Source organism: Dyadobacter sp. NIV53 (assembly GCF_019711195.1).
GTDB lineage: Bacteria > Bacteroidota > Bacteroidia > Cytophagales > Spirosomataceae > Dyadobacter.
Genome location: NZ_CP081299.1, coordinates 1684990 through 1710227, shown reverse-complemented (window position 1 = coordinate 1710227; position 25238 = coordinate 1684990). Strand labels below are relative to the sequence as shown.

Here is a 25238-nt window from a genome sequence, read left to right as displayed (position 1 = left end):
GCACAAAAGGTGAACGGGCAGGTTTATTCGGTTTTCCGATCATCAGCAGCCGCAGATTTTACTTCAACGAAAGGCTGCGCAGAATGCCGGGCTTCATAGTAAAGATTTTTTTGGAATGCTCAATTACTGAATTGACGGACAAATAGGGATAATTTAAATTGTAATAAATTTGACAAATTCAAACAAGCATATCTATCAGGAAAGTTATGTAATGCCAAATAGTTAATCTCAGACTCAATATTCCCCGCCTAAATTTTTATTTGAGCATTTCACTGGCCATTTCGAGTGCCTTATCGACCCCTGCCAATACGTCTGACTTTTTGTTTGCAATGATAATTTTCGGCGTAATCCCAATTCCTTCGTAGCTTTTACCATCTGAGCCGCGGTAGTCACCTACACCCACTGTAATAATCCAGCCGTTAGGTAATTGATGGGCGATCACATCTGAAAATGCGACTGCGGTCTTAGTTCCCATGTGAAGCACATTGTCATTTTCCCTCATGGCAAATGTGAAGGTTTCTGCGGCACTTATCGTAGTGGATGTGGTCAGAAGGATTACCGGTTTTGTATATTGTGTCTTGCCAGAAGGCTCTACATACCAGTTTGAAACGGCTCCAAACTGGTCGTGACGTGGACCATTTCTTTTTTTGAGGTCATAAACAATTTCTTTGAACTGGCGAATCTGCCAGCTATGTACTGACTCACCTGATCAGAACCACCTGTATGATCCCTGATATCAAATATGATTCCTTTGGTGGAAGACAAGGCATTGAGGGCATTGTCCATACCTTTTTCAAAAACAGAAAGCTTGTCCTTAAACGCTCCGGCATATATATAACCAATCTCTGACGTTAACATGCCATAACCGAAATCCTCTGTTTGCTGATGGTACTCAGTCAGGTAGTTTTCCCGGACCGCCTGAAAATCAAAATCTACCTGCGCTGGTATATGTCCATTTTCCCCGCTGTTGTAATCTGTCAGCTGCGGACTGTTCGTATAAATGTTAATATGTTTGTCATCTAAAGTATGCACGGCAGAGGATAGGATAGCAAACAATTCCGCCTCGGTTCTGGCAGCTTTGGCCATGGGTAGGTGTTTGGCATACACCTCGTTCCAGTCAATGTTCTTAACCAGGAACAAGCCGTAATGGCTGTCAAATTTTTCCCACATTTGCTGGAAATTGCTTTCATTCGAATTTTGGACATCTGGTCCAACCATCAGTTCCTGACAGCAGGAGAAAGAAAAAAGTACTGCCATTAAAATGGCTGCATGTATCATTATGTGCTTTTTCATTAGAGTTGTATTAAAAAGTGAAACCAAGAGATAATTGATTGCCTGCCTGGGTCAGGTGCCTTGGGTTGTAGTAATGCATCCAACTGGCTTCATACCTGATATTGAAAGCGCTGCGCTTTTTTATCAAAAACGGGTATTGGATTGAAAACCGGGCATTTTGAAAGTGATTGAGCGTTTCAACCTGGTTGTTGCCCGTAAAAAATGCTCCCAGGCCCGACTGGCCCGGTTCCCCTGGGGACTGGTTATAGGGAAGCCGGGTGACTACCGACACAAGAGGAAATGTTATGTCAAAAATGACCGGTTTACCATTTTTTAGCAAATATTCAAATCTCGCTCTGGCATTTACTGATCCATAATTGATTACGCCGACATTAACAAATCCCGGTGTGTAGGTTAAACTTTCTTCCAGACTTGCTCCCAGGTAAAATGCTTTGGATGGACTTTGTAATTTCTGCAGTTTATGTAAATAGCCCAGTTGCAGGTTGAAACCTATCTGACTCATTTCAAGTCTCATATCTTCGGTAGTTTCAACGCCGTCTATTGCTGTTTCGCTGGCATATACGATGACGGCACCACCGGAATTAGGTTTTAACGCCCCTAAAAAAACATTGAGATCAGTAGAGAAAACTCCGTTTTTTGACTTGGATAAATAGCCCAGATGCAAGTCGGTTCTTAACGATTTATACATTATAGGCGAATAAAGAAGATCAAGCGTCTTAATATAGCTGGCTCCCAGCCCAATTGTGAATTGATTCCTCACAGGCGGAGAATCCGTACTTCCCTGACCGCGACCATGAACTACGATCATCAGAAAAAAGCAAGAAAGTACCAGGGGAAATGAAAATCTGCGGAAATAAACGCCTGGTCGGCGAAAAACTGTTTCACTGCAATGTCGGACTTTATCGGTCCTGGCTTGCCAGTACCTGATTATGTTTGTTTTCATGGAAATAGGTAAAATGAAAAAATGATATGATTGTTATCAACCCCTCATTGCAGATATTGCGTAATTAAGCAATGCATAATTAGTAGCTTGTACAGGGGGATTCCATCGAAGCAATTGTATAAAAAATAAAAAGGCTTGAAAAGGGGCACAAAATTTTTTTGTATGCCCTAAGCAGTTGTTAAAGGAGGTAAATAATAAAATGGCTGATAGCTCCTGCCACTATAATGGCTGCGTTGGTTTGCTGCCTGATGTAAAACTGGATTACAACGTCAAAGGCTATAGAGTGGTTTGTTATGATCAATGCAAATGCATTTTTAAGCATTGGCTTATCCATAACAGAACCTTTCATGAATGAATTAAAATAACAGCTTTCCTTTCAAAATAAAGGTACTTTAAAAGGAAAGCTGTTTAATTCCTGTTTAACTACTCTGTCAGCAGCACTTTAATGGTCTCCGTAAATGTTTTGGACTGGACTTTCATGATATACATTCCTTTTGATAATTGCATGGAGGAGACATCTACATCAACGTTCGAATTGGTATTGGCAGGTTTCGTTTGTAGCTGGAAAATATTTCCTGTCAGGTTGATCATCTGCAAATCTACCTCTCCTTTATGTTTGCCCGACAAATGAACTGTGAAGTGTTTCCCGGCAGGATTAGGGTAAATGGCGGATGCTGCGAATTCGGTTTCTGTCTCTTTCTTTGGTAATATTTCGACAAGGTTTTCTTCTGCTCCTGTCCTGGCAGCCGGAGGTGACACAGCATTAATGATCAGCTGCGGCGGGTTAGCTGCATTTTCGCGGCTGTTGAAAGTCAGCTGGCTGTTTTGATTAGCCGGGTTGGTTATAAATAAACCGACTATTTTGTCCTCTGCCAGCTGGGATTTTACAAAAGCTGTCACATCGATTTCGTAGTACTTAGCCGAATTGTTAACATTTACTGAGCCCAGCGGCTCTCCCGGGGCGATCGGAGCATTCGACCAGTTAATATCGGTTTCAGCCCATCCATCCCTGGGTACACCATAAGCGGCCAGACTGACATTGCTGCTGCTTTGCACATTGGAACCATACATCCGTAGTTTGGCTGTCCCTACCTGGCTGATGCCTTCCAGCGAGAATTTCAGATAAATATTCCGCTCATAACTGGGCAGGCTACCTGATTTGATTTCCAGGGTTGCAGCCGTGCCGTAGTTGGTATCATTATTGGGCGTATTACGTACCGTGGCATCGGCAAGCGGCCCTAAAATTACCTGCGTAGGCACAACTTCAATTGCGGCAATAATAGGTTTGTCAGCTGCACCGGTCAGAAAGTTAATATTTAACACGCCATCTGTCACATTCACTGTAAAAGTTTCTGTTTTGGCACGCATGGCCCCGCCCGCAGTAGTGAAAATATCATAATTGGTCAGTTTTCTGCTGCCTTCTACATCGACATGGAACCTGCGTTTGCCGGTTCCGGCTGAGCCTCCCTTTCCGGGTACGCCCCAGAAAAGTTCAGCAAAATGAAGCACAACGCTCACCTGCCCGTTAGCTAATGGAATATTATATTGAAATGCTGATCCAAACCGCTGTTCTTTATAAAGCTGGTCATCATTGGTACCCAGAATATCACCGTTGCCCGCAGTGGATATTTGCGTGGTTCCGCTAAAATACTGGTCGGCTGAAAAGCTGCGGTTTGAAGATGCAACAAAGGATGCACCTGCCGAGTTGATCCGCAATGCTGCTGGTGGCAAGGCCTGGTATTTATATAATTCTGTACCTGCCGAACCGTTATTTGCGGACAAAAGCAGCGTGCCGTTATAGTTGTTTACACTGTTAAAAACGGAGCTTCCGTTTAAACTGAAATCCTGGACTATACGGGTGCCTGCATCCGAACCGTCTGTCTGCCAGAGCTCGTTGCCATGTGCCTGGTCTGAGGCGGTGAAGTAAACAATATCGCCGGCTGCCGTAAGATTTCTGATTCCTTGGTTCCCTGCTTGCGTACTGATATCTTTAACCAGTCGTGTCCCTGCCGTAGTCCCGTTACTCACCCAAAGCTGCCCTCCGTTTCCATGGTCATAAGGCACAAAATAAAATAAGCCGTCCACATAAGGCCCGAAGGATATATAATCACCCGAGTCGTTGTTACTGTCGAATGCGGCAAGTTTAACCGTTCCGGCAGACGTTCCATCCGTCCTCCACAGATATTCCTGGGAATCATAAATTTCATAGGCACTGAAATACAGTAAATCTCCGCCTTTTCTGAAACCACCCACATAGGCATCTGACATACTGTACAGCGTTTTTACAATAACCGTTCCGGGCGTAGTTCCGTCTGTCCTGACCAGATGCAAACCGGCCGCACTTTCGATCGCATAGTAAAGAAAGCCGTTGAGTGCCGTTGCACCAAAGCGTATCAGTGTATTTACACCATCCTCACCGCCTATATTTTTAATGATTGAAGTTCCGGCCGCCGTCCCGTTCGTTTTCCAGAGTTCGTAACTGTCAGTTCCGTCCCAGGCCGGGAAAAATAGCTGGCCATTGAGCACTGCCGGCTTGAAGGATGGCGTAGAAGAAAAGCTGGTTACCTGTATAGTGCCCGCAGTTGTGCCATCACTTTTCCAGAGCCTGAGTGCCCCGTCTGATGATACTACACCGAAATATAGTGTTCCATTTACATCAATAAGGCCTTCAATGTGGTCGCTTGCATCCGATACTACGCTCTTCACAAGAACAGTGCCGGAATTGCTCCCATTAGTTTTCCAGATTTCTCCACCATTGGCTACGAAAAACAGATTTCCGTTGACCTTTGTCAGTTGTTCAGGGTTTGAGCTGGCCAGGCCGGGCGCTACATCTTTTATCAGGACTGTGCCCGCAGTAGTTCCATCAGTTTTCCACAGTTCGCGCCCGTTTATGCCGTTGTCTGCCGCCATATAACGTGTACCATTAAAATCTGTAAATCCGTCCGGATTTGAGCCTGGAGGGAACAGGTCGGTAATCCTTTGTGCCCCGGCGGTAAGATCCGACTTGTATAGCTGGGAGCCAAGGTTACTTACACCGTTAAAAAATACGGATTTGCCTATACCAATTGCATTGCTTACTGGATAGTCCACCACTTTTTGTGTGCCTGCACTGGTTCCGTTGCTTTTCCAAAGTGTCTGGTCAGACTCATAGCCTGTTAAAAAAACCGCCTGAGTGCCCACAGCAAACATACGCCCAAATTCAACTTCGCCCGCAGGGTCAATATCCCGGATAAGCACTGTTCCGGCGTCTGTACCGTTGCTTTTCCATAGGTCATGCCCGCCGGCAGAGGTTCTGGCCGTAAAAAACAGGGTGCCGTTGATGTTGGTCAGGAGCTGGGGTTCAGAACCCTGATTTGCACCCGGATAGATATCCTTTACACGGACAGTGCCGACATTGGTACCGTCAGACTTCCACAATTCGATATCAGGATACTGTGGACCAGCTGAAAAATAGATTGTTGAGCCAACCAAAACCGGGTTACCTATGGTGGCAAAGCCCCCTTTAACGATTGTTATAGTATTTCCATCGGTCCGTTTAAAGTTTTTTCCATCAGAAAAATACATGTAACCATTGACAGCAACCGGCTTAAAACTGCTGGAAAATAGCGGGCCAGGCACAGTTCCTGCACTGGTACCGTTACTTTTCCAGAGCTGGTAGGTTACATTCGAGCCAGATCCGGTCTGGACCAGAAAATACATAAGCCCGTTAAACTGATAAAAGTCATAAGGCCCGGTTGAACCGAAAGGCTGCGAGGGGAAACTTTTCAACTTCACTGTTCCTGCTACCGTGCCATCGGTTTTCCAAAGGTTTTCAGTTGTACCATCATAAGCCGAAAAATACACAGCACCGTTGTATTCGAAAATATCGAGCTTGTTGTATACCGAGCTGTAAACGGGATGAAGAGGGTAGGTGCCTGCCTTGGTGCCGTCACTGCGGAAGAGCCAGTAGTGCCCGTCGTAAAGCGATACAAAAAAAACAAATTTTCCGGCAGCAGTCAGATTTTGGGCAGGGTAATCGGTGATATCTGGCAGCGATGACAGCAAAAAGGTTCCGGCGGCTGTTCCATCGCTTCTCCACAGGCCCAGCTTATTGATCTCATCATATGCCAATGTGAAATAGAGTCCGTTGGCTGTGGCAGCTTCCCTTGTCCGCAGGCCACGATAGCTGCCTGCTGTATTAATATCCTTAACAAGTTCAATAGACTGCGCTTTGAGCACATGTGAGAATAAGAATAGTACAATGAACCATAAATAATTTTTTTTCATCACGTTGAGTTTGAGTTATAGAGACTTTTAGGCTCTGTTTTGGAATATAATTATTGAATTTGTAAGATTAAATACTTGCTATCCCGGCTATTTTGACTGGCACAACAGGGAACAAAATTTTAACAAACCGCTTAAAAAGCCGGATGAAACCAGGTTAGTGTTGCAAGGTTTTCATGTGTGGCTCAGGTTAGTGGTGCTGGTGCGAAACAGGTGAAGGCCTGTTGGTTTCTGGCTCGTTGGAATGCTTTTTTTCGGATAAGGTTGGTTTTCGGTACCCAACGCCCTTTGGCAAACCAAACTTCGATGTAAAATAATGCGTTGCGAGTGAATGCCGTTGTCATCCGTTGCAGAAGACTTTTCCTTGTGTTGACCGTAGATCGGGGCCATTTTAGCCAATGAACACAAATTGGCGAATTAGCTGGTATTGAAAACATTGATCATAGTTATAGTTATGTAAAATCAATTTGTACCGGATATATTCAATAGTCACAAAATTCGGTTCAGCCTTTAGTTCATCCTGTTTTGGCAATCGGTATTTCCCAGGAATCCTGGCCGGCCATAAATATTTTGGCTTCAGAATCTTTGCTATCGTATAGTTGTATTAAATAATTGCCTTCTGCCAGACCAGCGCAATCACAGGTAATGCGGCAAACGGTATTCCTATTACTGACCAAATCCTTGTAGATCACGCCGCCTTTTTCATTAGCGGTCACGTTGTAGGACTGCGCCGAACCTGTAACCGGCGCGAGGATTGTACCTGACAGAACCAAAAGAGTTAAAATGAATTTTGAATGCAACAATAGCGTAATTTCCATGACTAATAGATAGGATATTTAAATTGTGTTCCTGACTAATTATTATTTATCTGAACTACCTGTTTTTTTTAGCAATTCCTTGACAGCTGCCTTTTCAACGCCCGGATTACAGGTCCGACAATCGGCAGGTTTTCGTAAAAAAGTGCCCCTGCATCGTAATAATCGCGGTGCGAGATAATTTTGTCCGATACCAGCAAAACAGTAATCCCTGAAACGGTCACCCGCTTTTTGGGCACTTTGTATTCCAGCTCAAGCTTCCAGGACAAGTAGGCCTTGTCGTGCAGCAGCGTTTGCTGGGTGTACCTGAATCCGCCCTGAACCAGGTTTTTACTGAATTGATCGTGATATAACCTCAGATTTTCCAATCCGCTGATCTTGCGGACGGGATCCTGAAACTGTATATCCTCAGCGTAAAATGTTTCAATCCTTGTCCCGTCTGTGTGTGCAAGGCTTTCAAAATAGTTCTTAAAGTCGTCGATGATGTACAGTTCCATTTTTTTTCTTCAAATGTATCAGGATGCTTGTTGGTTTTAAGATATAACGAAGTCAGGTGTAGCCATTTCAGACTGAAGTGTAGGGAAATCCAAAGGAAGGGTATGCAGTCGAACGACTGTATATCTAGGGTGGTTTTTTAAGAAAAATACTATAGTGACGGATCATTTCATTTAACACCCGCTTCATTTTCAATTGACTACACCTCACGAAAAAAAAATGAAAATTGGTACGGATTTTTGCGAAATTTAGGCTAACAATGATTACTCAACATCTCCTGTGTTCCTTGCACCTCTATGTGGCCATTATCCGGAAAACATTTTACTTACTTGCTTTTTCAATGTCTTCTTGTCTTTTCCTCATATTTTGTGGAGGCTCAGGATATGGCTTTCACTGTTACAGGTTATGACGAATCCGAAGGACTGGCCAGCAAGTATGTCCGGTGTATGATCCAGGATAAAAAAGGTATGCTCTGGTTTGGCACGATTGAAGGGTTAAGCAGTTTTGACGGATACCGCTTCAAAATGTTCAGTAAGAAATCCGGCGATGCCAATTCTCTTTCTTCCAACTATGTCACTACGCTGGCCGAAGGGCCGGACGGGCTGATATGGATTGGATACCAGCAGGGCGGCGTAACTTCCTATGATCCGGCGACAGGGCGTTTCAGGAATTATCCGCTGGTCGATAAAAACAACAAACGTTTTCCAACGCACGAGATACGCATGCTGCATGTGGATATGGAAAATGACGTGTGGGTCAGCATTCACAGGGAAGGTTTTATGCGCCTTGATAAAGAAAGCGGGCAATGCACCAGGTACAGTCTCTTGCCTGCCGGCACGCCGCTGGACAGCAGAAGGAGACTATATGACTATGCCACTGGTATGAGTGAGGTAAAAAAAGGAAAGTTCTGGATCGCAACAGCAGACGGGCTATACCGTTTTGATAAAAAAACAGCGAAACTGCAGGCCCATACCTTTTCCGATTCAGCCCCAGAACTTTATAAGAAGCGATCTTTTCACATCTATGCAGTATGACAGGGACACGATCTGGCTGGGTTCGTGGTCGGGGGGGATTTCATTTTACCATCCACGTTCAGGAAAATGGGGGAATTTCAAACATGAGCCTGGGATTATCAGCGGCACTACCAACATTATCAACGGTATGGTAGCCAAGGGCCGGGATACCCTGTGGATCGCGGCCGCCTCCGCGGGTGGGTTTGGCTACTTCCTGAAATCCAGAGGTACATTTCATTTTTATAAAAATATTCCCGGATTGCCCCCAGGTAGCTGTTATGGGCTTTGGAAAGACAGGTCGGGAAATTTCTGGCTTAACCATGAAAACGGTTTGTACAAAGTGCAGATCGACAAAAAGAAATTTTCTTTTTTTGAAACCCCTGTGACCAGATCGGATAACGGGGAGCTTTATATCATCTCCAAGATATTCGAAAACAAACGTTTCCTGATCAAGGGGACCATGTTCGCTGACGGTATACATATATACGACAAGCAAAAAGGCATAAATAAGACGCTTGTTTTCAATTTTGATCTTGATGAAAAAGTGATGATCGTCAACGATATTATCGAGGATTGTAAAGGCGTGATCTGGATTGTGACCCGCGATTATATTTACCAGCTCGACCAGGACCGGATAGCACTTCGCAAGCCGGTCCAGCCGCCCCGTTTTTCAGCTACCGAAAATACTTCCAACTTTTTTCAAAGGATCTGTGAAGACGAGCAGGGGGATATCTGGATCACAAGCAGGCGCAACGGTGTGTTTGTTTACGAAAGAAAATCCGGGAACTACAGGCATTATGCTACATTTGAAAAAGGCAGCAACTATATCCCGGAATCGAATATCAAGGCCATTACCATGGATCACAAGGGCAATGTCTGGATCGGAGGCATCAACGGATACCTGGCCTATTTTAGCGCAAAGACGCATCAGTTCACACGGATTTCTGCTAAAACGTTAGGAGAGGCAGCCGGAAATCACATTCATGCATTGATCGCCGACCGTGATGGAACGATCTGGGCCGGGACTAACGCTGGCTTGCTCAGCTTCGAGATTGAACATAATGCAGCAGTCCGCACGTGCATGCTCACGGCCGAACATGGTCTTCGAGGAGATATTGTCTACGATTTATGTGACGATGACTATGGAAAGATCTGGTGCGTGACCAGTTCGTTTCTTTGTGTTGTCAAGCCTGAAAACCACACAATTACCAGTTTCGGGGCATCGGACGGGATCCGGTACTCGGACACCGAGCAGCGGATCATGCGGTCCGGTACCCATACGATGCGGTTTAGCCTGGCGAGGGGATATTATGAGTTTGATCCTGCCTTCCTGCAACTCAAACGGCCGGCTGTTCCTGTTTTACTGACCTCTTTGAAAGTCAATGATCAGGAAAAATATTTCGAAAAGCAATTCCGCCGGGACGGAACAATAAACCTTCAGCCGGATGAAAACAGATTGTCCTTCGAATTTGCAGCCCTGGACCTAGATCAGCCCGAGAAGCAGCATTATGCCTATATGCTGGAAGGACTGGACGAAACCTGGGTTAACTGCGGCAGCCGCAGGTATGCGAGCTATACGAACCTGCCCGGCGGGGATTATATTTTCAAGATCAAAGCCAGTAGTGTGGACGAGGACTGGAAGGAAGCAGCTGTGGTCCTGCCGTTACATATTGAAACCGTTTTCTACAAAAAGTGGTGGTTCCGTTTTAGCATGATTATATTGGCCGGCTGCCTTATTTACCTGTTTATCAGGTACCGAGTCAGGCAGGAACAAAAAATCTATGCGCTCGAAAGCAGGGCCAATTCGCTTGAAAAAGAAAAGGCGATGATCATGTACGACAGTTTGAAACAGCAGCTTAACCCGCATTTCTTATTCAATTCCCTGACCTCACTGAGCAGCCTGATCCGGATTGACCAGCTTAAAGCCGGGGAGTTTCTGCAAAGTCTGAGCAGTACCTATCGTTACATACTCAAAAACCGGGACAGTGAACTGGTGTCACTGGCCAGCGAAATGCAGTTTACACAGACCTACATCAGACTTCAGAAAACGCGTTTTCAGGATGGCCTGGAAGTAAATATCGATGTAGACCAAAAGCATACGCACAGGAAGATCGCACCGGTAACTTTACAAAACCTGATTGAAAATGCGATCAAGCACAACAAGATTTCAATTGCCAGCCCGCTGGTGATCCATATATTCACAGAAAATGACAAACTTGTAGTACGCAGTAAGCTCCAGCGTAAAAACTTTGTAGAAACCAGCAACGGCAAGGGACTGACCAATTTAAGCTCGCTTTACCATTACCTGACCGATCAGACGATCGAGATCATCGAAAATGAAAAATTCTTTATTGTAAAAATTCCTTTAATCTGATGAAAGCGGTAATCATTGAAGATGAAATCCTGGTAGCCAGTGAATTGCAGAGCAAAATCGCCAGCGTTGCCAGTGATATAGAGGTTATAAGCCTGCTTTACAGCCTTGAAGATGCGATTGCGTGGTTCAGCCACAATCCACAGCCTGATCTGATGTTTATGGATATCCAGCTTGGTGACGGGGTTAGTTTTGAGCTGATGGACCATGTAAAGATTAATTGTCCGATTATTTTCACAACCGCATATGACGAATACGCGATCCGCGCTTTTAAGGTCAACGGAGTTGATTATCTGCTGAAACCGGTGGATGAAACAGAGCTAAAGAAAGCAACGGATAAGTGCCGTGCGCTGCTGGGTAACAACTATTCCATGCAGGCCAACCTGCACCAGATGCTGTATACTATCACGCATCCTGCCAAAACAGAATACAAGAAAAAATTCCTTATTTGCCTGCGAAACCAATGGATCCCGGTCAGTACGGATGATATTGCGTGCTTTACCAAAGATACCATCCATTATCTGTACACTTCGAAAGGTGACCGTCACGTAATTGACTTTACGACGATGGAGGAGATCGAAGAACTGCTCGATCCCAAAAAGTTTTTCAGGGCCAACCGCCAGTTTATCATCAATATTGAAGCGGTTCATGGGATTCGGCTGCATGAAAATCAAAAACTGACCGTAGCACTCAGAAGCCCTTTAAAAATAGAACTGGACATCAGCAGAGAAAAAGCACCTGCATTTAAAAAATGGTTTGACAGCTAACAGGCCTTGATTGGTTTCAAATTTGTAAAAGATGAATGGAAAAATACATGAGGTATTAATTAGTGCTTAAAGGAACTGCGTTTCAGATGGTGGCGCTGATTCTGTGAGATATTCAAATATTTATCGAACCCATCTTACCTGTTTAAAATAATCTGACCTGTATCTTCCATTATTTAGAAACAAATAATGTCAATAAAACACCTTGGTTAGGTCAGGTTTTCTGTCCAAAGCAGGGTGCTTTCTAAACCTTTAACTAATCAGTTAATAATCCTTTGATCGTTTCGGTCAAAACTGCGGACTCAACCCTCATTAGGTTTATTACAGGTGGTAGTGGCCTGGATGAAACATTTTCTTCCACCTTTGAACCTGATACAGCAGTTTGCAGGAGTCTCAACTGAAACCTGTTTCTTAACAGATTGAACAGCTGCATAGGTTTCTTTCCCCGGGGCACAGAAGGGAAGCTTTTACTTTTGCCACAAATCTCAGCAGTTCGGGGCTTGCATTAAATTCACAGGATAGAAAAATCCAGGTCTTATGTGCCATGTAAATGAATATGATTATGTTGCTGAAAAGATCAAAATACAGATACTGGAAATCAGGGAGATTGACATGTGCAACTATTAAGAGTGTGTATTGATGAAGGATAAACATGTCCGTGAGGGATATCTTTTCTTTTGACCTATTTAGCAAAAATAATCATTACAGCACTAAAAATTTACAGAAGTAAATTCAATGTATTTTGGTTTAAACCTGCGTGCAATCCAGGAAGATACAATTTCACTGACCGCCTATGTTGTTCACATTCACCGGTTAATAAGTTTTTCTGCGTTACAAATAGTATAGTTAAATGTTTGACAGATAAAATATTATATTTCTTCTGTTAATCTTTTCAACGGTAAAAATTAGTATGAAAAAGAAAATCCTGGCTGTTTTGGCTGTCATGGTTTCATTCGTGTTGACAGCCCATCTAACGTTTGCCCAACAGCATCAAGAAGCAGAAATAAGAAACCTTGAAAATAAAGAAAGGGTAGCGGTCTTGAATAGTGATTCTGCGGCATTATATAACAAGCTTTGGTCGGCGGACATGGTGATCCATGCGCCAGCTAATCGGGTAGGTACGGTTGAAGGCACTAAAATGCTCCTGCGCACGGGCAAATTAAATTATTTATCATTTGAACGGGCTATTGAAAAAGTGACCTTCAATGACAATTTGGCGATAGTGATGGGAGAGGAGAAAATCAGACCTCAGGGACAGCAGGACAATGCCGGAAAACTGGTGACCAGGCGATTTACCAATGTTTGGAAATATGAAAATAACAGCTGGGGCATAATTGCCCGGCAGGCCACAATTATACGCGTAGAATAGTCCTGTGTAGAAAAAACTCGAATGGGAAATCTAACCGGTAAATACCAACCACGGGGTTTTGTGGTTTTGGAACTTATAATTTCTCTACCAATGAATAATTAATGGGATCAGGGAAGTGAAATCGTGCATTTGGCCATGCTGGCCATCATCAAATTCTAAATTGACGGAATAAAGCTCTCCCCACGAAATATGTATACTAGAATCCTGACAAACTTTTTTCATGGCCGATGATAAGCCTTTGGAGGGTGCAGGCAGGGTTAAGGTTACTTTTGTGATTTCTCCAAAGCCCATTGTATGCGTCAATGGCTGCTGCTTTTCGACCGGGTAATCTTTTGGTGCTATGCCAAAAAAAGGCATTTCAAAAAGCATCGGTTCGTTTGTGAAATCCTCATTGGACGCAATGTTAGCAAATTGGCCGTCGGGTAGATAAATGGAGTAGTATCGCCAGCCATCCTCAAAAATTAAATCCACCGAATCACTTGATTGCTGTTTGGTTCTTAGACAAATGCCAAAGGGACAATACTTAGTGAGCTCGTATTGGGACCTTTCCCAAAGTTTGGTTCTTTCGATGACTGGATTTTTGATTTCATCCTCATCAATCACCCAGGCTAATTCCAGATATGCATTCTGAAAATAGAAGCGCCGGCAGGCGGTTCCCTGTCCGGCATGGACATTTGCTGTGCCTTCGCTCAGTCCATACTTCTGTAATGCGTTTGCAGCTTTTTCAGCCTGATGGGTAAATAGGAAAATATGGTCTAACTCCATTGCACGTTTAAATTAGAAGGAAAACAGTTCCGGCTCACCGGATTGCCCGCCCGGATCAATGCCGCCAAGCGCTCAAATTATTATGACTACTTATACGATTTTCTTTTTTTCTACAAGCCTGGTTCATCCGATTCTCACGTATTATTCAGGTACTTCGATTTGACTTAAAGACCTTAATTCAATTAATCGCCTTTGAAAGAATTAAATTGTTAATGGCAGTTTTACTTTTCAGTCAGCAGCACCTTTAATGTTTCTGTGAACGCTTTGGACTGGATTTTCAGGATATAGATTCCTTCTGGCATTTGCATAGTGGAAACATCTACCTCATACCGGTTGCCAGGTATATTGGCAGGCCGGGGCTGGATCTGAAAAATATTCCCTGACAGGTTGATCAGCTGCATCCTTATTTTTCCCTGATGATTTTTAGAGGTCTCCACTATGAATTGTTTTGCTGCCGGGTTCGGATAGATGGCTGATGATTCCGGTTTGATCCCTGCAAGTATTATTTCCTGTTCTAAACCAGTTCTTGCATCAGGCGAAGGCCTGGTCTGAATGACCAGCTGTGGCCGGTTCGCTGCATTTTCCCGGCTGTTGAAGCTGATCTGTGCATTCTGTTGACCTGGGTTGGCCAGTAGCAGGCTGACCGCTCCATTGCCTGAAAGCTGCGATTTGACATAAGCCGACACATCCAGCTCATAATATTTTTTTGTGTTGCTTACTGTTACGCTGCTCATTGCCACTTCTTCACTTTCGGGTGCATTGTTCCAGGTAATGCCTGTTTCCAGCCAGTTGTCATCGTCCACGCCAAACACGGATAAAGCAGTCCCGTTGCTTTGTACATTGGAGCCGTAGATACGCAGTTTGGCCGAGCTGACCTGGCTGACGCCGTTGAGCGTAAAACGCAGATAGGTTTCCCGCTGGTAGCTGGGGAGGCTGCCGGCTTTTACTTCCAGGGTAGTTTCTTTGCCATAATTGGTTTCCTGATTGGGTGTGTTGCGTACGTAAGCATCAGCCACGGGTTCAAGAACAATCTGCCCATCAGGTATTACTTCAATCGCGGCAATAATGGGCTTGTCAGCAGCACCGGACAGAAAATTTATATTTAAAATTCCATCCGTCACAGTCACCGTAAAGCTTTCTGTTCTGGCGCGCATAGCCCCGCCCGCTGCCGTAAATATATCGTAGTTAGTCAGTTTGCGGCTGCTTTCTATATCGACATTGAACTTCCTTCGGTTTGTGCCGTTCGTGCCGCTTCGGGAAGGTACACCCCAATAGATCTCTGCAAAATGCAGCACGACTTCCACCTGACCATTTTTAACAGGAAGGGCGTAACTGAATGAATCACCGAAGCGTTGTTCTTTGTACAGCTGGTCGTCTGTGGTCCCCAGGATATCGCCGCTGGCAGCATTGGAAAGCTGCGTGGTTCCGCTGAAATACTGATCGGCGGTGAACATACGATTGTCAGAAGCACTGAATGCCGCGCCACCTGAGTTGATCCTGACCGCCTGTGTCGAAATCGCTGCCGGATTGTATTGGTAAAGCTCCCCCTGAAATCCCATCATGAGGATACCATTGACAGTGGCCATTCCGGTAAAGTCAGTTAATTCTCCTGGCGCTCTGTTGTATCCACTTATGATATAAGTTCCCGCCTCGCTGCCATCACTCCTCCAAAGCTCGAGCCCGTTTGCAGGATCATACTGGGTTCCATAGAAAATGTTGCCAGCGATGGCAGAAAACTGGGCGGTAAAATTTTTCGGGTTTTTGAGGATATGCGTCAACTGGCGCGTACCCGCAACAGTACCGTCACTTACCCACAACTGGTCACCCTGTGTTTTATCATAAGGGGTGAAAAACAGCTTTCCGTTCGCATCGTCCCAGTGCCGAAAGAAGGGGTCTCCTGTTTCTTCGTGAACGTCAAAGTCAGCCAGATGAAAAGTTCCGGCGGTGGTGCCATCGCTTCTCCAGAGGCTTTCGGCGGAACCGGTCTGAACAATAGTAAAATAAACCAGCCCGCCGGCGCTGTGTAAGTCGGAAACATCACCAGATAAGGTTTTTATCTCCGTTGTGCCCGAAGCAGTGCCGTCGGTCCGCACGAGGCAGAGTCCGTTTTGGCCGACGCCCATGTAATACAGGAAATTGCCGTTTACAATCATCCCAGCCCCGGAAAAGTAATAGCCGGAGCTGGATGGAGGATTACCTATAAGTACTGTACCGGACGAAGTACCATCGCTTTTCCATAATTGATAGCCGTCAACGCCATTATAAGCTCCGAAATACAATTTTCCATTGAATGTTACCGGCTCAAATTCGGATGTTGCAACCAGCGATTTCACCATGACTGTATTTGCGACGGTTCCATCGGTTTTCCAGAGCTGGGAATTTTCATCACCATCCTGAACACCGAAGAAAATGATATTGTTAACTGCGGTGACCCCAAATATCCGGCTAGTACCTGACGATCCGGCAGATACATCTTTCAGTTTGATCGTACCGCCGGCTGTTCCGTCTGATCGCCAGAGCACGTTCAGGTTCGTTACAAAGTAGACGGTATTGTTAATGGTCGCTTCAAATTCCAGTGATACAGAGGATGTTCCAGGAAAAACCTCTTTTACCAGCTGAGTGCCTGAAGCAGTCCCGTCACTTTTCCACAAATCATTTCCATGTACACCATCATCTGCCAGAAAAAATGCGGTCCCGCCGGCATTGGTAATCTTCGATGGGCGGGAAGCCAGCCCGGCTGGCCGGGTGATCAGATTTGTTCCCGCTGTTGTCAGATCGCTTTTGTACAGACCCAATCCGCTTGCGGTTTCTCCATTGAAGATGACATGGCTGCCAACCGGATAGACATTTCGGACCCTAAAAGTGGTTACCTGCGAAGTCCCGGCGGCCGTTCCGTTGGTTTTCCAGAGGCCACGGATATTTGGCCCGTCAACAATAAAAATAATCTGGTTGCCTGCCACCTGTAATTGATAAAGCCCCGAATTGGCCGGATCGTCGTTAATGTCCGTTACCCTGACCGTACCCGCAGTTGTACCATCGGTTTTCCAGACCTCTACGCCTTTTCCCGGTGTAACCGAGCAGAAGTAAAGAATCCCATTCAGACTGGCTCTTAGACTTAGATAGTAGTTACTGATCGTATTGTCAGGATTGATATCCTTTAATATTGTCGTTCCGGCAGTTGAACCATCTGACTTCCAGAGCTCCTCACCTGTAATGCCGTCGTTGGCAGTAAAATAAAGTGTGCTTCCATGTACAGATAGTCCGTTGATACTGGTAAATCCCTGGCGGATAGTCGTTACATTGGTCCCATCTGTTCTTTTTAATGCGCCATCTTCCGCAAAGTACAGAAAATTGCCCATGGTGACAGGCTCAAACGTGCGGCTGAACGAAAGTGCAGGTGTGGTGCCGGCCAAAGTCCCGTCGCTTTTCCACCATTCGGTAACAGTATTGGTACCAAGTCCTTTTTCCACCATAAAATACAACACACCATTGAAGTTTACTGTCCTGGTAATGCCTTCGTAGTCATTTAGATTATTGTCCAGAGATTTAACAAGGCTCGTGCCGGCCACCGTACCATCGGTCTTCCAGAGCTCAAGCTTGCCAGGTTGTGTGGAGCCCGAAAAATACACCGTCCCGTTAATGTCAATCGAATTGGTCCGGTAGAGCGATGATACCGGATGGAGCGGTATCGTTCCGGCAATGGTGCCATCACTTCGAAATAGCCAGTAATAATCCTCGTACATGGCCTGGAAGTACACATAATTTTTTCCAGCCACTAAATTCTCCAGTTCATTGATCTCATAGTCTGCCAGATCGGTCAGCGTTAAAGTACCTGCTTCCGTACCGTCTGTGCGTGCCAGTTGTCTGGAGTATGCCCTGTAAAATACCAGTCCTTTGAACGTTACACCGTACTCAAGACTAGGTCCGTTAATAATTGTGCCGGGTTTGATGTCCTTAACGAGTTCGAATTGCTGACCGTAGGCGGTCATGAGAGTGCTTGCCAATATCGCTGCGGCAAGCATGAGTAGTTGTCTGATCATGGCAGCAAGGATTTAAAAGGTAATAAACGGCTACTGTACAACCCGGTTTAGAAGCAGATGACAGTGTACGTCAGCTACCAGTCAAAAGGCACAAACTTTTCTGGAATACTAATCAAATTGAATAAAAGTTGAACTATTTTGTTATAAAATTTAAATATACTTTGATATACTTAATTTAAGAGTTATTAATGCACAATAAATCAAGGATATCAAGGCAATTTACTTACCACGGATTATCAGCGGTTGATAGTTACATCTGTACACGCACCTGAAGGCTTTTAAATAGGTTAACACCTTCCGGAGTGGTGATAGCCAGACGGGTATTGTGCGTTCCCTAGGTTTAATACTATTTGATGGATGGAATTGGTTTCTATAAACGACCTAGGCTTGGTGTTCTAAAACTGTTAAGATATTTCAGTAGGATACAGTAGTTTTCCTATAACTTTTCGGACTGGAAATTAGGCTACTAAAATTAATGTCTATCGTCTGGTAAGCTTTTTTTAAGGACACTGATAAGGACATTTCAAAATAACTCTTTTACTATTTTTTTGGTGGCGTAGAGGACGCATAGTGAAAAATAGAAGCATAATTAAGTACACTCAGTAACAAAATATAAAATGAGAGCAAAAATTTTAGTGGCCGGAGCTACCGGTGATCTTGGTGAAAGGATAGTAAAAGCTTTAATAGCAAAAGGTGCGGATGTTGTCGCGATTGTCCGTGCAAGTAGTGAAGCCCAAAAAATTGAGAAATTGATTTCTATGGGTGCAAATGTTATTGAAGTGAATATGGCAGACGTTAATGATCTGGCCAAAGCTTGCAGCGGCGTTTCCTGTGTTGTTTCGGCACTTGCAGGTTTACAAGACGTCATTGTTGACGCCCAATCTATCCTGCTTGAAGCGGCGGTAAAAGCAGGTGTTCCCCGATTTATTCCTTCTGATTATTCCTCCGATTTTACAAATCTTCCGGAAGGGGAAAATCGAAATTTTGACCTTCGGAAAGAATTTCATAAAAAGCTGGATAAGGCTGATATAGCCTCAACTTCTATTTTTATTGGCGCCTTTTCCGATATACTTGCTTACAATACACCATTTTTCAACCAAAAAAACCAAACAATTGGTTACTGGGGTGATGATCCGGATTGGAAAACTGATTTCACAACAAAGGACAATGCCGCCGAGTATACCGCCGCTGCCGCATTGGACAATGAAACTCCTGCCAAACTGAACATTGCAAGTATTCAGGTAAGTGCGAACGATATGTTTGACCTCGGCAAAAAAATTAAAGAAAAAGAATTTAAGATCATTCCAATGGGAGCTTTGGACGAACTTTCCGCTTTTAATAAAAAAGAAAGGGCTGCAAATCCGGATGGTGAAAACCAACTATATCCCAGGTGGCAGCAAAGTCAGTATATGCACAGTATGTTCAGTGTCCGGCACGAAAAACTGGACAACAACCGGTATCCGGAAATTAAGTGGGAAAGTGCCCCGGATATTATTTCGGAAATTTAGGAAGTTCGTTTATTGTGAACTGACATTTATATTTACACAAAAGAGGGATTTCTCATCATATATTGAGAATCCCTCTTTAACTTATATGAATGTTATTTAAACGGAAACCGGATTCAGGGTATGTGTCCACTTTTAATATGATTCCAGGCCGTTTTTCATTTTGGCTAATTACGTTGATAGCATTATTTTTTCTGTTGCCAGCTAGTTATGCACAAAAATTACTGAGTAAAGCTGTTTCAGTTTCGGTCCGGAATAAACCTGTTTCGGAAGTTTTAAAACTAATTGGAGACCAGGGTGAATTTTCGTTCAGCTATAATAGTGATATCATCCCTGGTGACAGTCTCGTTACACTTTCTGTTAAATCTAACCCCGTGAAGCAGGTTTTGGACTTGCTGTTAACGGGGAAGTATTTGTATAAAGAAACAGGTAAATATATTATTATCCAGAAAGCACCGAAAGAGAAATACTACCAGATAACAGGGCAGGTTTTTGATAGTGAAACTGGTAAGGAGGTGGATTATGCGAGCGTTTATTCCCGACAACAGCTGGTATCCGATTTAACCGATGACTCTGGTTTTTTCAGGCTTCGTCTGCGCGACCGGAGCTTCCCTCTGACATTGACTTTAAGTAAAATTGGTTACGCTGATACTTCACTTGTGATCCGTACTGAAAATGAATCCGGCTTAAAAGTTTTTATACATCCAAAAGCGATTGATCTGGATACGCTGATCATAAAATATTCAGAGAAAAATAATTCCTGGCTGGTAAGATTGTTTGTTTCCTCACGCCTGCGCGCTCAAAGCCGTAACCTGAGCAAATTTTTTGTAGCCCTGCCATTTCAGGCTTCACTAACCCCCGGGCTAAGTACACATGGAAGGTTAAGCCCGCAAATCATCAACAAATTTTCACTGAACATTTATGGTGGTTATACAGCGGGTGTAAACGGAATTGAAATTGGTGGCCTTTTTAACATTTCTAAAAAAGATGCAAGGTATTTACAAATGTCGACTACGTTCAATGCCGTTGCTGGCGATTTTACCGGTTTACAGATATCAGGCATTTATAACCAGATTCTGGATTCACTGAATGGTGTACAGATGTCCGGATTTGGGGGCTTTGTAAATAAACAAATGCGTGGAGTTCAAATTTCCGGAGTTGGAAACATTACGAAAGGCAGCGTTGAAGGAGTACAAATGGGTGTCGTAGGTAATATCGGCGGCAGGAATATGAGAGGTTTACAACTGGCAGTGCTGTTTAACTATGCTAAAAACCTGAAAGGTGTCCAGTTTGGGATGATCAATCTTGCTGATACTTCTTCGGGATATAGTATTGGATTTCTCAATATTGTAAAAAAGGAAATGGCTCTGTTTCTGTTTATGCCAATGAATTTGTACCCTTGAATGTAGCCTGGAAATCAGGAAACAGCAAATTGTATAATATATTCATCCTGGGTTCTTCGATGGATAAGGAGCGGAAAGCTTATGTGTTTGGCTTTGGTTTTGGACGGGAATTTGACCTGAACAGGAATCTGAAATTCAATACCGAAATCACCCACCAAAGTATTTATCTCGGAGCCTGGAAAATCCGTCCTATCCTTTATCGACTTCAAACCGGCCTGGATCTTAGGTTAAACAAGCGGTTTTCTCTGAACGGAGGGCCATCATTTTCGTTATTCTATTCCAAACAAAATGAATTCAAATCTGATTATCAGTCTTTTGATGACAAAGGTTTTTTTCGCTTCAAAGTGAACCACAATACACAGGCCTGGTTAGGTTGGCAGGGTGGAATGAGCTGGAATTACGGACGGCTGTAGAAATTATAAAACAATCTTACTGTCGTCATTTAACTCCCCGACAACCACGCAAGAAACTGCGGCGTCTTTTCTTTGCTGACCGTAATAATATCATTGAAAGGAACTGAAACAGCTACAGACAATTTTCTGGAAAGGTAGCTCGATGCATTCACTACGCTTTTCCTGTTTAAAAGACATTGTCTGTTTGCCCTGAAAAAGAGGTTGCCAACTGTTTTTTCCAATTCGTCCAGGTTGCTTTTTGGATAATAGGTTTTATTATCGAAGGTAAGAAGATGCGTAATTTCATTTTCAACATAAAATAAAGCGATGTCATCTACTTTAACGGGCATGATCACATCTTTGTAATACACCAGAATCGCAGAATGTTTTGGCTGGTACTGAGAGGTAATTTCCTGGATAAATGACTGGAAATAATTTTCATTTTTTACTGGCTGTGAATTGGTGAGATTATGAAATTTGTTCAGAGCAGACTGTACCGAAACCTGGGTGAACGGTTTTAATAAATAATCTATACCGTTCGCTTTGAAGGCATTCAGCGCATATTCGTCAAAAGCAGTACAGAAAATTACGGGTGTTGTAATATTTATACCTGAAAAGATTTCAAAGCTCAGGCCATCTCCAAGTTGTATATCACTAAAAATTACATCAGGTGCAATGTTAATTTTAAAATATGCAATTGCTTCTTTTACCGATTGCAGTACGGCAACTATCTGGGATTCAGGCTCTACCTGAATGATGGTTTCAGCCAGGTCTTCCGCTGTCCATTTTTCATCTTCAATAATTACTATTTTCATACATTTTGATCGTTACTTTAAAAATTTCCGAATCCTGTATAATAGATATCCGGTCATCCGACAGCAGGCTGTATCTTTCAGCGAGGTTTGCAAGCCCTTGACCAGTCGAAATTTCCTTATTTAATTTGACCTGAAGGTTATTTTCCACGGTAACGTTTTCACCGGTATCATAGACATTTATTTTCAATGGATTGGCTTCCGTGAGTGCATTATGTTTAATGGCATTTTCCAGAAGCACCTGAATAGAAAAAAACGGAACAAACCTCGTTTTGGCTTCCTCAGAAACATTTACATGATATTCCAGCGCGTTTCCAAACCTGATTTTCTGCATTTCCATGTAATCCAGGCACATCAGCAATTCTGTTTGCAGACTGGTGATTTTGGACGCGTGATCAGAAATAGATGCTCTCAGGAAATTGGCCAGCCGGGTTAAATAAAATTCGCCTTTTACCGGATCTTTTTTGTAGAGCGATTTTAAAATAGTCAATGAATTAAAAAGGAAATGGGGATGTATCTGTTGCCGCAGCAGCAGGTTTGAAGCTTCGCTGACGGTTGCCTTTAACTGCATGTTTTCCAAATCAGCCTGTGTTTTGCTATGTTGCAAAATCACCTGATCATGCAGGACAACAGTCAGGATATGAAAAATAACAAAAACGAGAATGAGCGCATTGACCCGCGCCTGGCCGACCAGTTCGTTGCCATCCGTGCCAATGTTTTCGAGAACAAAACTTAACAGCATAAATACCGCCAGACTTAAACAGGTACTTAAGAAATACCTTAACCTGTCTGCTTTCTTCACTTTATGCGCATATTTTTTTTGGACAAAATAGATAACCGCGATATTTGTAAGCCCCAGAATGTAAATGATAATGAAGCTTTTAATAATCTTTTGAATAGTGAATGGATCCGCAGTCCGGTTATTGAAAATGAGTACAAGAACAAACAAATTGATCCATACGGCCATCAAAAGCGTTATCCGGTGAAGATTTGAAAATGGCAAAGTAGATTTCATAAATTGAATTTAGCTCAGGAAGTTACGATTCTGTGCGGAGTTTATGACTGAAACGGACAAATTTGGAGTTGAATAGCTATTGCTGATCTATCTGGTTATTTAAATTTTTACCCGTAAACACAAAAAATCACCTTTCGATGATTTTTAAGAAAAATTATGATTACCTAACAGAACAATTTACATTAACAATAAAAAGTTAAAAATTGCGAAGTACACAAATTTATAGGTTTCATACCTTCTTTAATTTTGTTTACCAGATGAATTATGAGGTGAAACTATCTGATTGATAAGGGTAAGCTGTGCTGCGGTAATTTTCCATTCATTATTTGTTTTGACAAAAACGTTTGTTACCATTTTGTAGTCTGTTTCCCCTTTTTTGTAATTGTGAAAAGGTACTTCATAATCCTTATCAGCAATGAGCGTCTCTTGCAGATAAACTATAACGACATCTGGTGTAAGGAACCGCGCACTTACAAATTCGAATTTTAGCGTAGTAGGGGCCAGACAGCAATCACTGAGAAATTTGAAATGTGCAGTAATGTCGTTTCGGTCCTTCCAAAATTGACCGATAAAATTGATTAGAGTGCCATCATCAGTAAAATGATTACTAAATTCGTCCCAATCATGCTTGTTCCATGCTGATTCTTGTTGCCTAATTACATTTTTAATCGCCATTTCATCATTGGTGTGGCCTTGTGCAAATAAAGGGATTGGGAGTAAAACAAGACCATAAATTAAGAGCAGATGTTTCATGATAATTATTTTTTGATTTTCACAAAACTATTCTGATCAGCATTTTAAAAATAGTACAAATACGACGTTTGTAGGTTAATGAAATATACCTTTTACAAGAAGAAAGGGTTGCCTTTCAAAAGAATTTGAAATGTCTTTCGGATTGGTATTAGTAAACGTTTTAAAATCACGAATTAAATGCATCTGATCAAAATAATTGCATTCATACGCTACTTCCGTCCATGTAATCCCTGGGTTATTTTCCTTCAATAACCATGCTTTTCCAAAACGCACAAGCCTGCTGTAAAATTTGGGTGAAACACCCATCCTGTCTTTAAATGCCCTTTCAAATTGACGATTGCTCATATTTGCCTGCTTTACGAGCGTATCAATCTTCAGCATACCTCCATGTTTAATTATTTCGGGAATAACATAGTCAATGGAAACAGGTTTTTTAATTTTTGTCAAATTGAAAAACATAAATTTTTCAACTATATTTTTCATCGTCATAAAGTCTTGGGCATTGGCTAATTCATCTATTGTAAGCCTTACTCCACTTCCAAATACAGCTTCACCGTCATAATCCTGCTGAAGCATCAAATGCATAGGTTGTCCCAGTAATCTGTATAAAACTCCTGGCTGAAACCCAATCTTAATCATCAGGTGATTGTGTCCAAGTGCAAGAACAGTTCGCTCTGATTGAGGTCCGGTCACGGTACATGCATATAGTGTTTGAACTTGACTTGTAATTACATCTTGTACTATAGGAATATCATGTGGATAGAACAAAATAGAATGCTCCGGTAATGGTGGGAACTGAAAGGAAAGGTGGATTTGCGAATCATCTGTGACAGTATGACCTATCATGATATTATTCACAATATGGCAAAGTGCGGGATGAGGAGCGAAAAATAATTGTTTATTGATCATGACGCACATTGATTTAGCATATCATTTAAGAGATGAGATGCTGATTTGCGTAAATATTGCACAGTAATAATCAAAAGAGCAAATTATTTATTTGGGCTCAAAATCTCCTTTCTAATACTTACTGAACGGTTAACTTGGATGAAAAATCACATATTATGTACTTTGAATACAAATAGGATAGACTAACTTAATGGCGGGTTTAGGCAGTTGGATTTGAATCTAAATCAAATCCCGAATCTTGTCACATTCATTATTAAAGTAATCTCAATCTTAGCTATGAAATCAGCATATGTTTTATTTTTCTAATCCTGGAAATAT

Annotated in this window: 20 protein-coding genes; 7 read left to right on the top strand and 13 right to left on the bottom strand. The window is 42.9% G+C overall.

The annotated features are described in order from the left end of the window. Positions 1-256: 256 nt before the first annotated feature. The 7 genes from KZC02_RS32455 to KZC02_RS06850 form a co-directional block, all read right to left on the bottom strand. Positions 257-664: a S41 family peptidase gene (locus KZC02_RS32455; protein ID WP_255637527.1), complete on the bottom strand. Its 408-nt coding sequence runs from the start codon at positions 662-664 to the stop codon at positions 257-259. Continuing rightward, on the bottom strand, positions 592-1293 hold the full coding sequence (locus tag KZC02_RS32450; protein ID WP_221393420.1) for a S41 family peptidase: 702 nt from the start codon (positions 1291-1293) through the stop codon (positions 592-594). Before KZC02_RS32450 ends, KZC02_RS32455 begins: the two co-directional genes overlap by 73 nt. Positions 1294-1303: 10 nt before the next feature. Beyond that, the gene (locus tag KZC02_RS06870; protein ID WP_221393419.1) at positions 1304-2236 is read right to left on the bottom strand and encodes a hypothetical protein; all 933 of its coding nucleotides are present in this window, start codon (positions 2234-2236) and stop codon (positions 1304-1306) included. Positions 2237-2414: 178 nt separating this feature from the next. After that, positions 2415-2585, bottom strand: coding sequence for a hypothetical protein (locus KZC02_RS06865; RefSeq protein WP_221393418.1), 171 nt, complete (start codon positions 2583-2585; stop codon positions 2415-2417). Between the two features lie 74 nt (positions 2586-2659). Further along, complete coding sequence (locus KZC02_RS06860) at positions 2660-6502, bottom strand: ELWxxDGT repeat protein (protein ID WP_221393417.1); 3843 nt, start codon at positions 6500-6502, stop codon at positions 2660-2662. 512 nt (positions 6503-7014) lie between these two features. After that, a complete protein-coding gene (locus KZC02_RS06855) occupies positions 7015-7317 on the bottom strand; it encodes a hypothetical protein (RefSeq protein ID WP_221393416.1) in 303 nt (100 codons plus the stop codon). A gap of 68 nt (positions 7318-7385) precedes the next feature. Then, entirely contained in the window at positions 7386-7811 is a 426-nt protein-coding gene (locus KZC02_RS06850) for a nuclear transport factor 2 family protein (RefSeq protein ID WP_221393415.1), read from the bottom strand. Positions 7812-8105: 294 nt separating this feature from the next. Here KZC02_RS06850 and KZC02_RS06845 point away from each other — a divergent pair, with 294 nt between their 5' ends. From KZC02_RS06845 to KZC02_RS06830, 4 genes are all read left to right on the top strand, one after another. After that, the gene (locus KZC02_RS06845) at positions 8106-8843 is read left to right on the top strand and encodes a two-component regulator propeller domain-containing protein (RefSeq protein WP_221393414.1); all 738 of its coding nucleotides are present in this window, start codon (positions 8106-8108) and stop codon (positions 8841-8843) included. Next, entirely contained in the window at positions 8833-11196 is a 2364-nt protein-coding gene (locus tag KZC02_RS06840) for a histidine kinase (protein WP_221393413.1), read from the top strand. Before KZC02_RS06845 ends, KZC02_RS06840 begins: the two co-directional genes overlap by 11 nt. Then, positions 11196-11960, top strand: a complete 765-nt coding sequence (locus KZC02_RS06835) for a LytTR family DNA-binding domain-containing protein (RefSeq protein WP_221393412.1) — start codon at positions 11196-11198, stop codon at positions 11958-11960. Before KZC02_RS06840 ends, KZC02_RS06835 begins: the two co-directional genes overlap by 1 nt. 907 nt (positions 11961-12867) lie before the next feature. Then, positions 12868-13326 (top strand): nuclear transport factor 2 family protein, encoded by a 459-nt coding sequence (locus KZC02_RS06830; protein WP_221393411.1) that lies wholly within the window; start codon positions 12868-12870, stop codon positions 13324-13326. Positions 13327-13410: 84 nt separating this feature from the next. Here the strand turns inward: KZC02_RS06830 and KZC02_RS06825 are convergent, their stop codons facing one another. After that, on the bottom strand, positions 13411-14091 hold the full coding sequence (locus tag KZC02_RS06825) for a VOC family protein (RefSeq protein ID WP_221393410.1): 681 nt from the start codon (positions 14089-14091) through the stop codon (positions 13411-13413). A gap of 221 nt (positions 14092-14312) precedes the next feature. Further along, positions 14313-18131 (bottom strand): DNRLRE domain-containing protein, encoded by a 3819-nt coding sequence (locus KZC02_RS06820; protein WP_221393409.1) that lies wholly within the window; start codon positions 18129-18131, stop codon positions 14313-14315. A 617-nt stretch (positions 18132-18748) separates the two neighbouring features. On the opposite strand from KZC02_RS06820, the gene KZC02_RS06815 reads away from it, so the two are divergent. The 3 genes from KZC02_RS06815 (at position 18749) to KZC02_RS31570 (ending at position 21452) form a co-directional block, all read left to right on the top strand. Continuing rightward, positions 18749-19639 (top strand): NmrA family NAD(P)-binding protein, encoded by an 891-nt coding sequence (locus KZC02_RS06815; protein ID WP_221393408.1) that lies wholly within the window; start codon positions 18749-18751, stop codon positions 19637-19639. A gap of 194 nt (positions 19640-19833) precedes the next feature. Then, positions 19834-21039: an STN and carboxypeptidase regulatory-like domain-containing protein gene (locus KZC02_RS06810; protein WP_229254046.1), complete on the top strand. Its 1206-nt coding sequence runs from the start codon at positions 19834-19836 to the stop codon at positions 21037-21039. Between the two features lie 29 nt (positions 21040-21068). After that, positions 21069-21452: a hypothetical protein gene (locus tag KZC02_RS31570; RefSeq protein WP_229254045.1), complete on the top strand. Its 384-nt coding sequence runs from the start codon at positions 21069-21071 to the stop codon at positions 21450-21452. Between the two features lie 29 nt (positions 21453-21481). On the opposite strand, the gene KZC02_RS06805 is transcribed toward KZC02_RS31570, so the two are convergent. The 4 genes from KZC02_RS06805 to KZC02_RS06790 all read right to left on the bottom strand — a co-directional run bounded on the left by KZC02_RS06805 (position 21482) and on the right by KZC02_RS06790 (position 24920). Further along, complete coding sequence (locus tag KZC02_RS06805; protein WP_221393407.1) at positions 21482-22246, bottom strand: LytTR family DNA-binding domain-containing protein; 765 nt, start codon at positions 22244-22246, stop codon at positions 21482-21484. Then, positions 22227-23258 (bottom strand): sensor histidine kinase, encoded by a 1032-nt coding sequence (locus KZC02_RS06800; protein ID WP_221393406.1) that lies wholly within the window; start codon positions 23256-23258, stop codon positions 22227-22229. The genes KZC02_RS06805 and KZC02_RS06800 overlap by 20 nt, the downstream gene beginning before the upstream one ends. 240 nt (positions 23259-23498) lie before the next feature. After that, on the bottom strand, positions 23499-24011 hold the full coding sequence (locus KZC02_RS06795; protein ID WP_221393405.1) for an SgcJ/EcaC family oxidoreductase: 513 nt from the start codon (positions 24009-24011) through the stop codon (positions 23499-23501). Positions 24012-24086: 75 nt separating this feature from the next. Continuing rightward, positions 24087-24920 (bottom strand): AraC family transcriptional regulator, encoded by an 834-nt coding sequence (locus KZC02_RS06790; RefSeq protein ID WP_221393404.1) that lies wholly within the window; start codon positions 24918-24920, stop codon positions 24087-24089. Positions 24921-25238 lie beyond the last annotated feature (318 nt).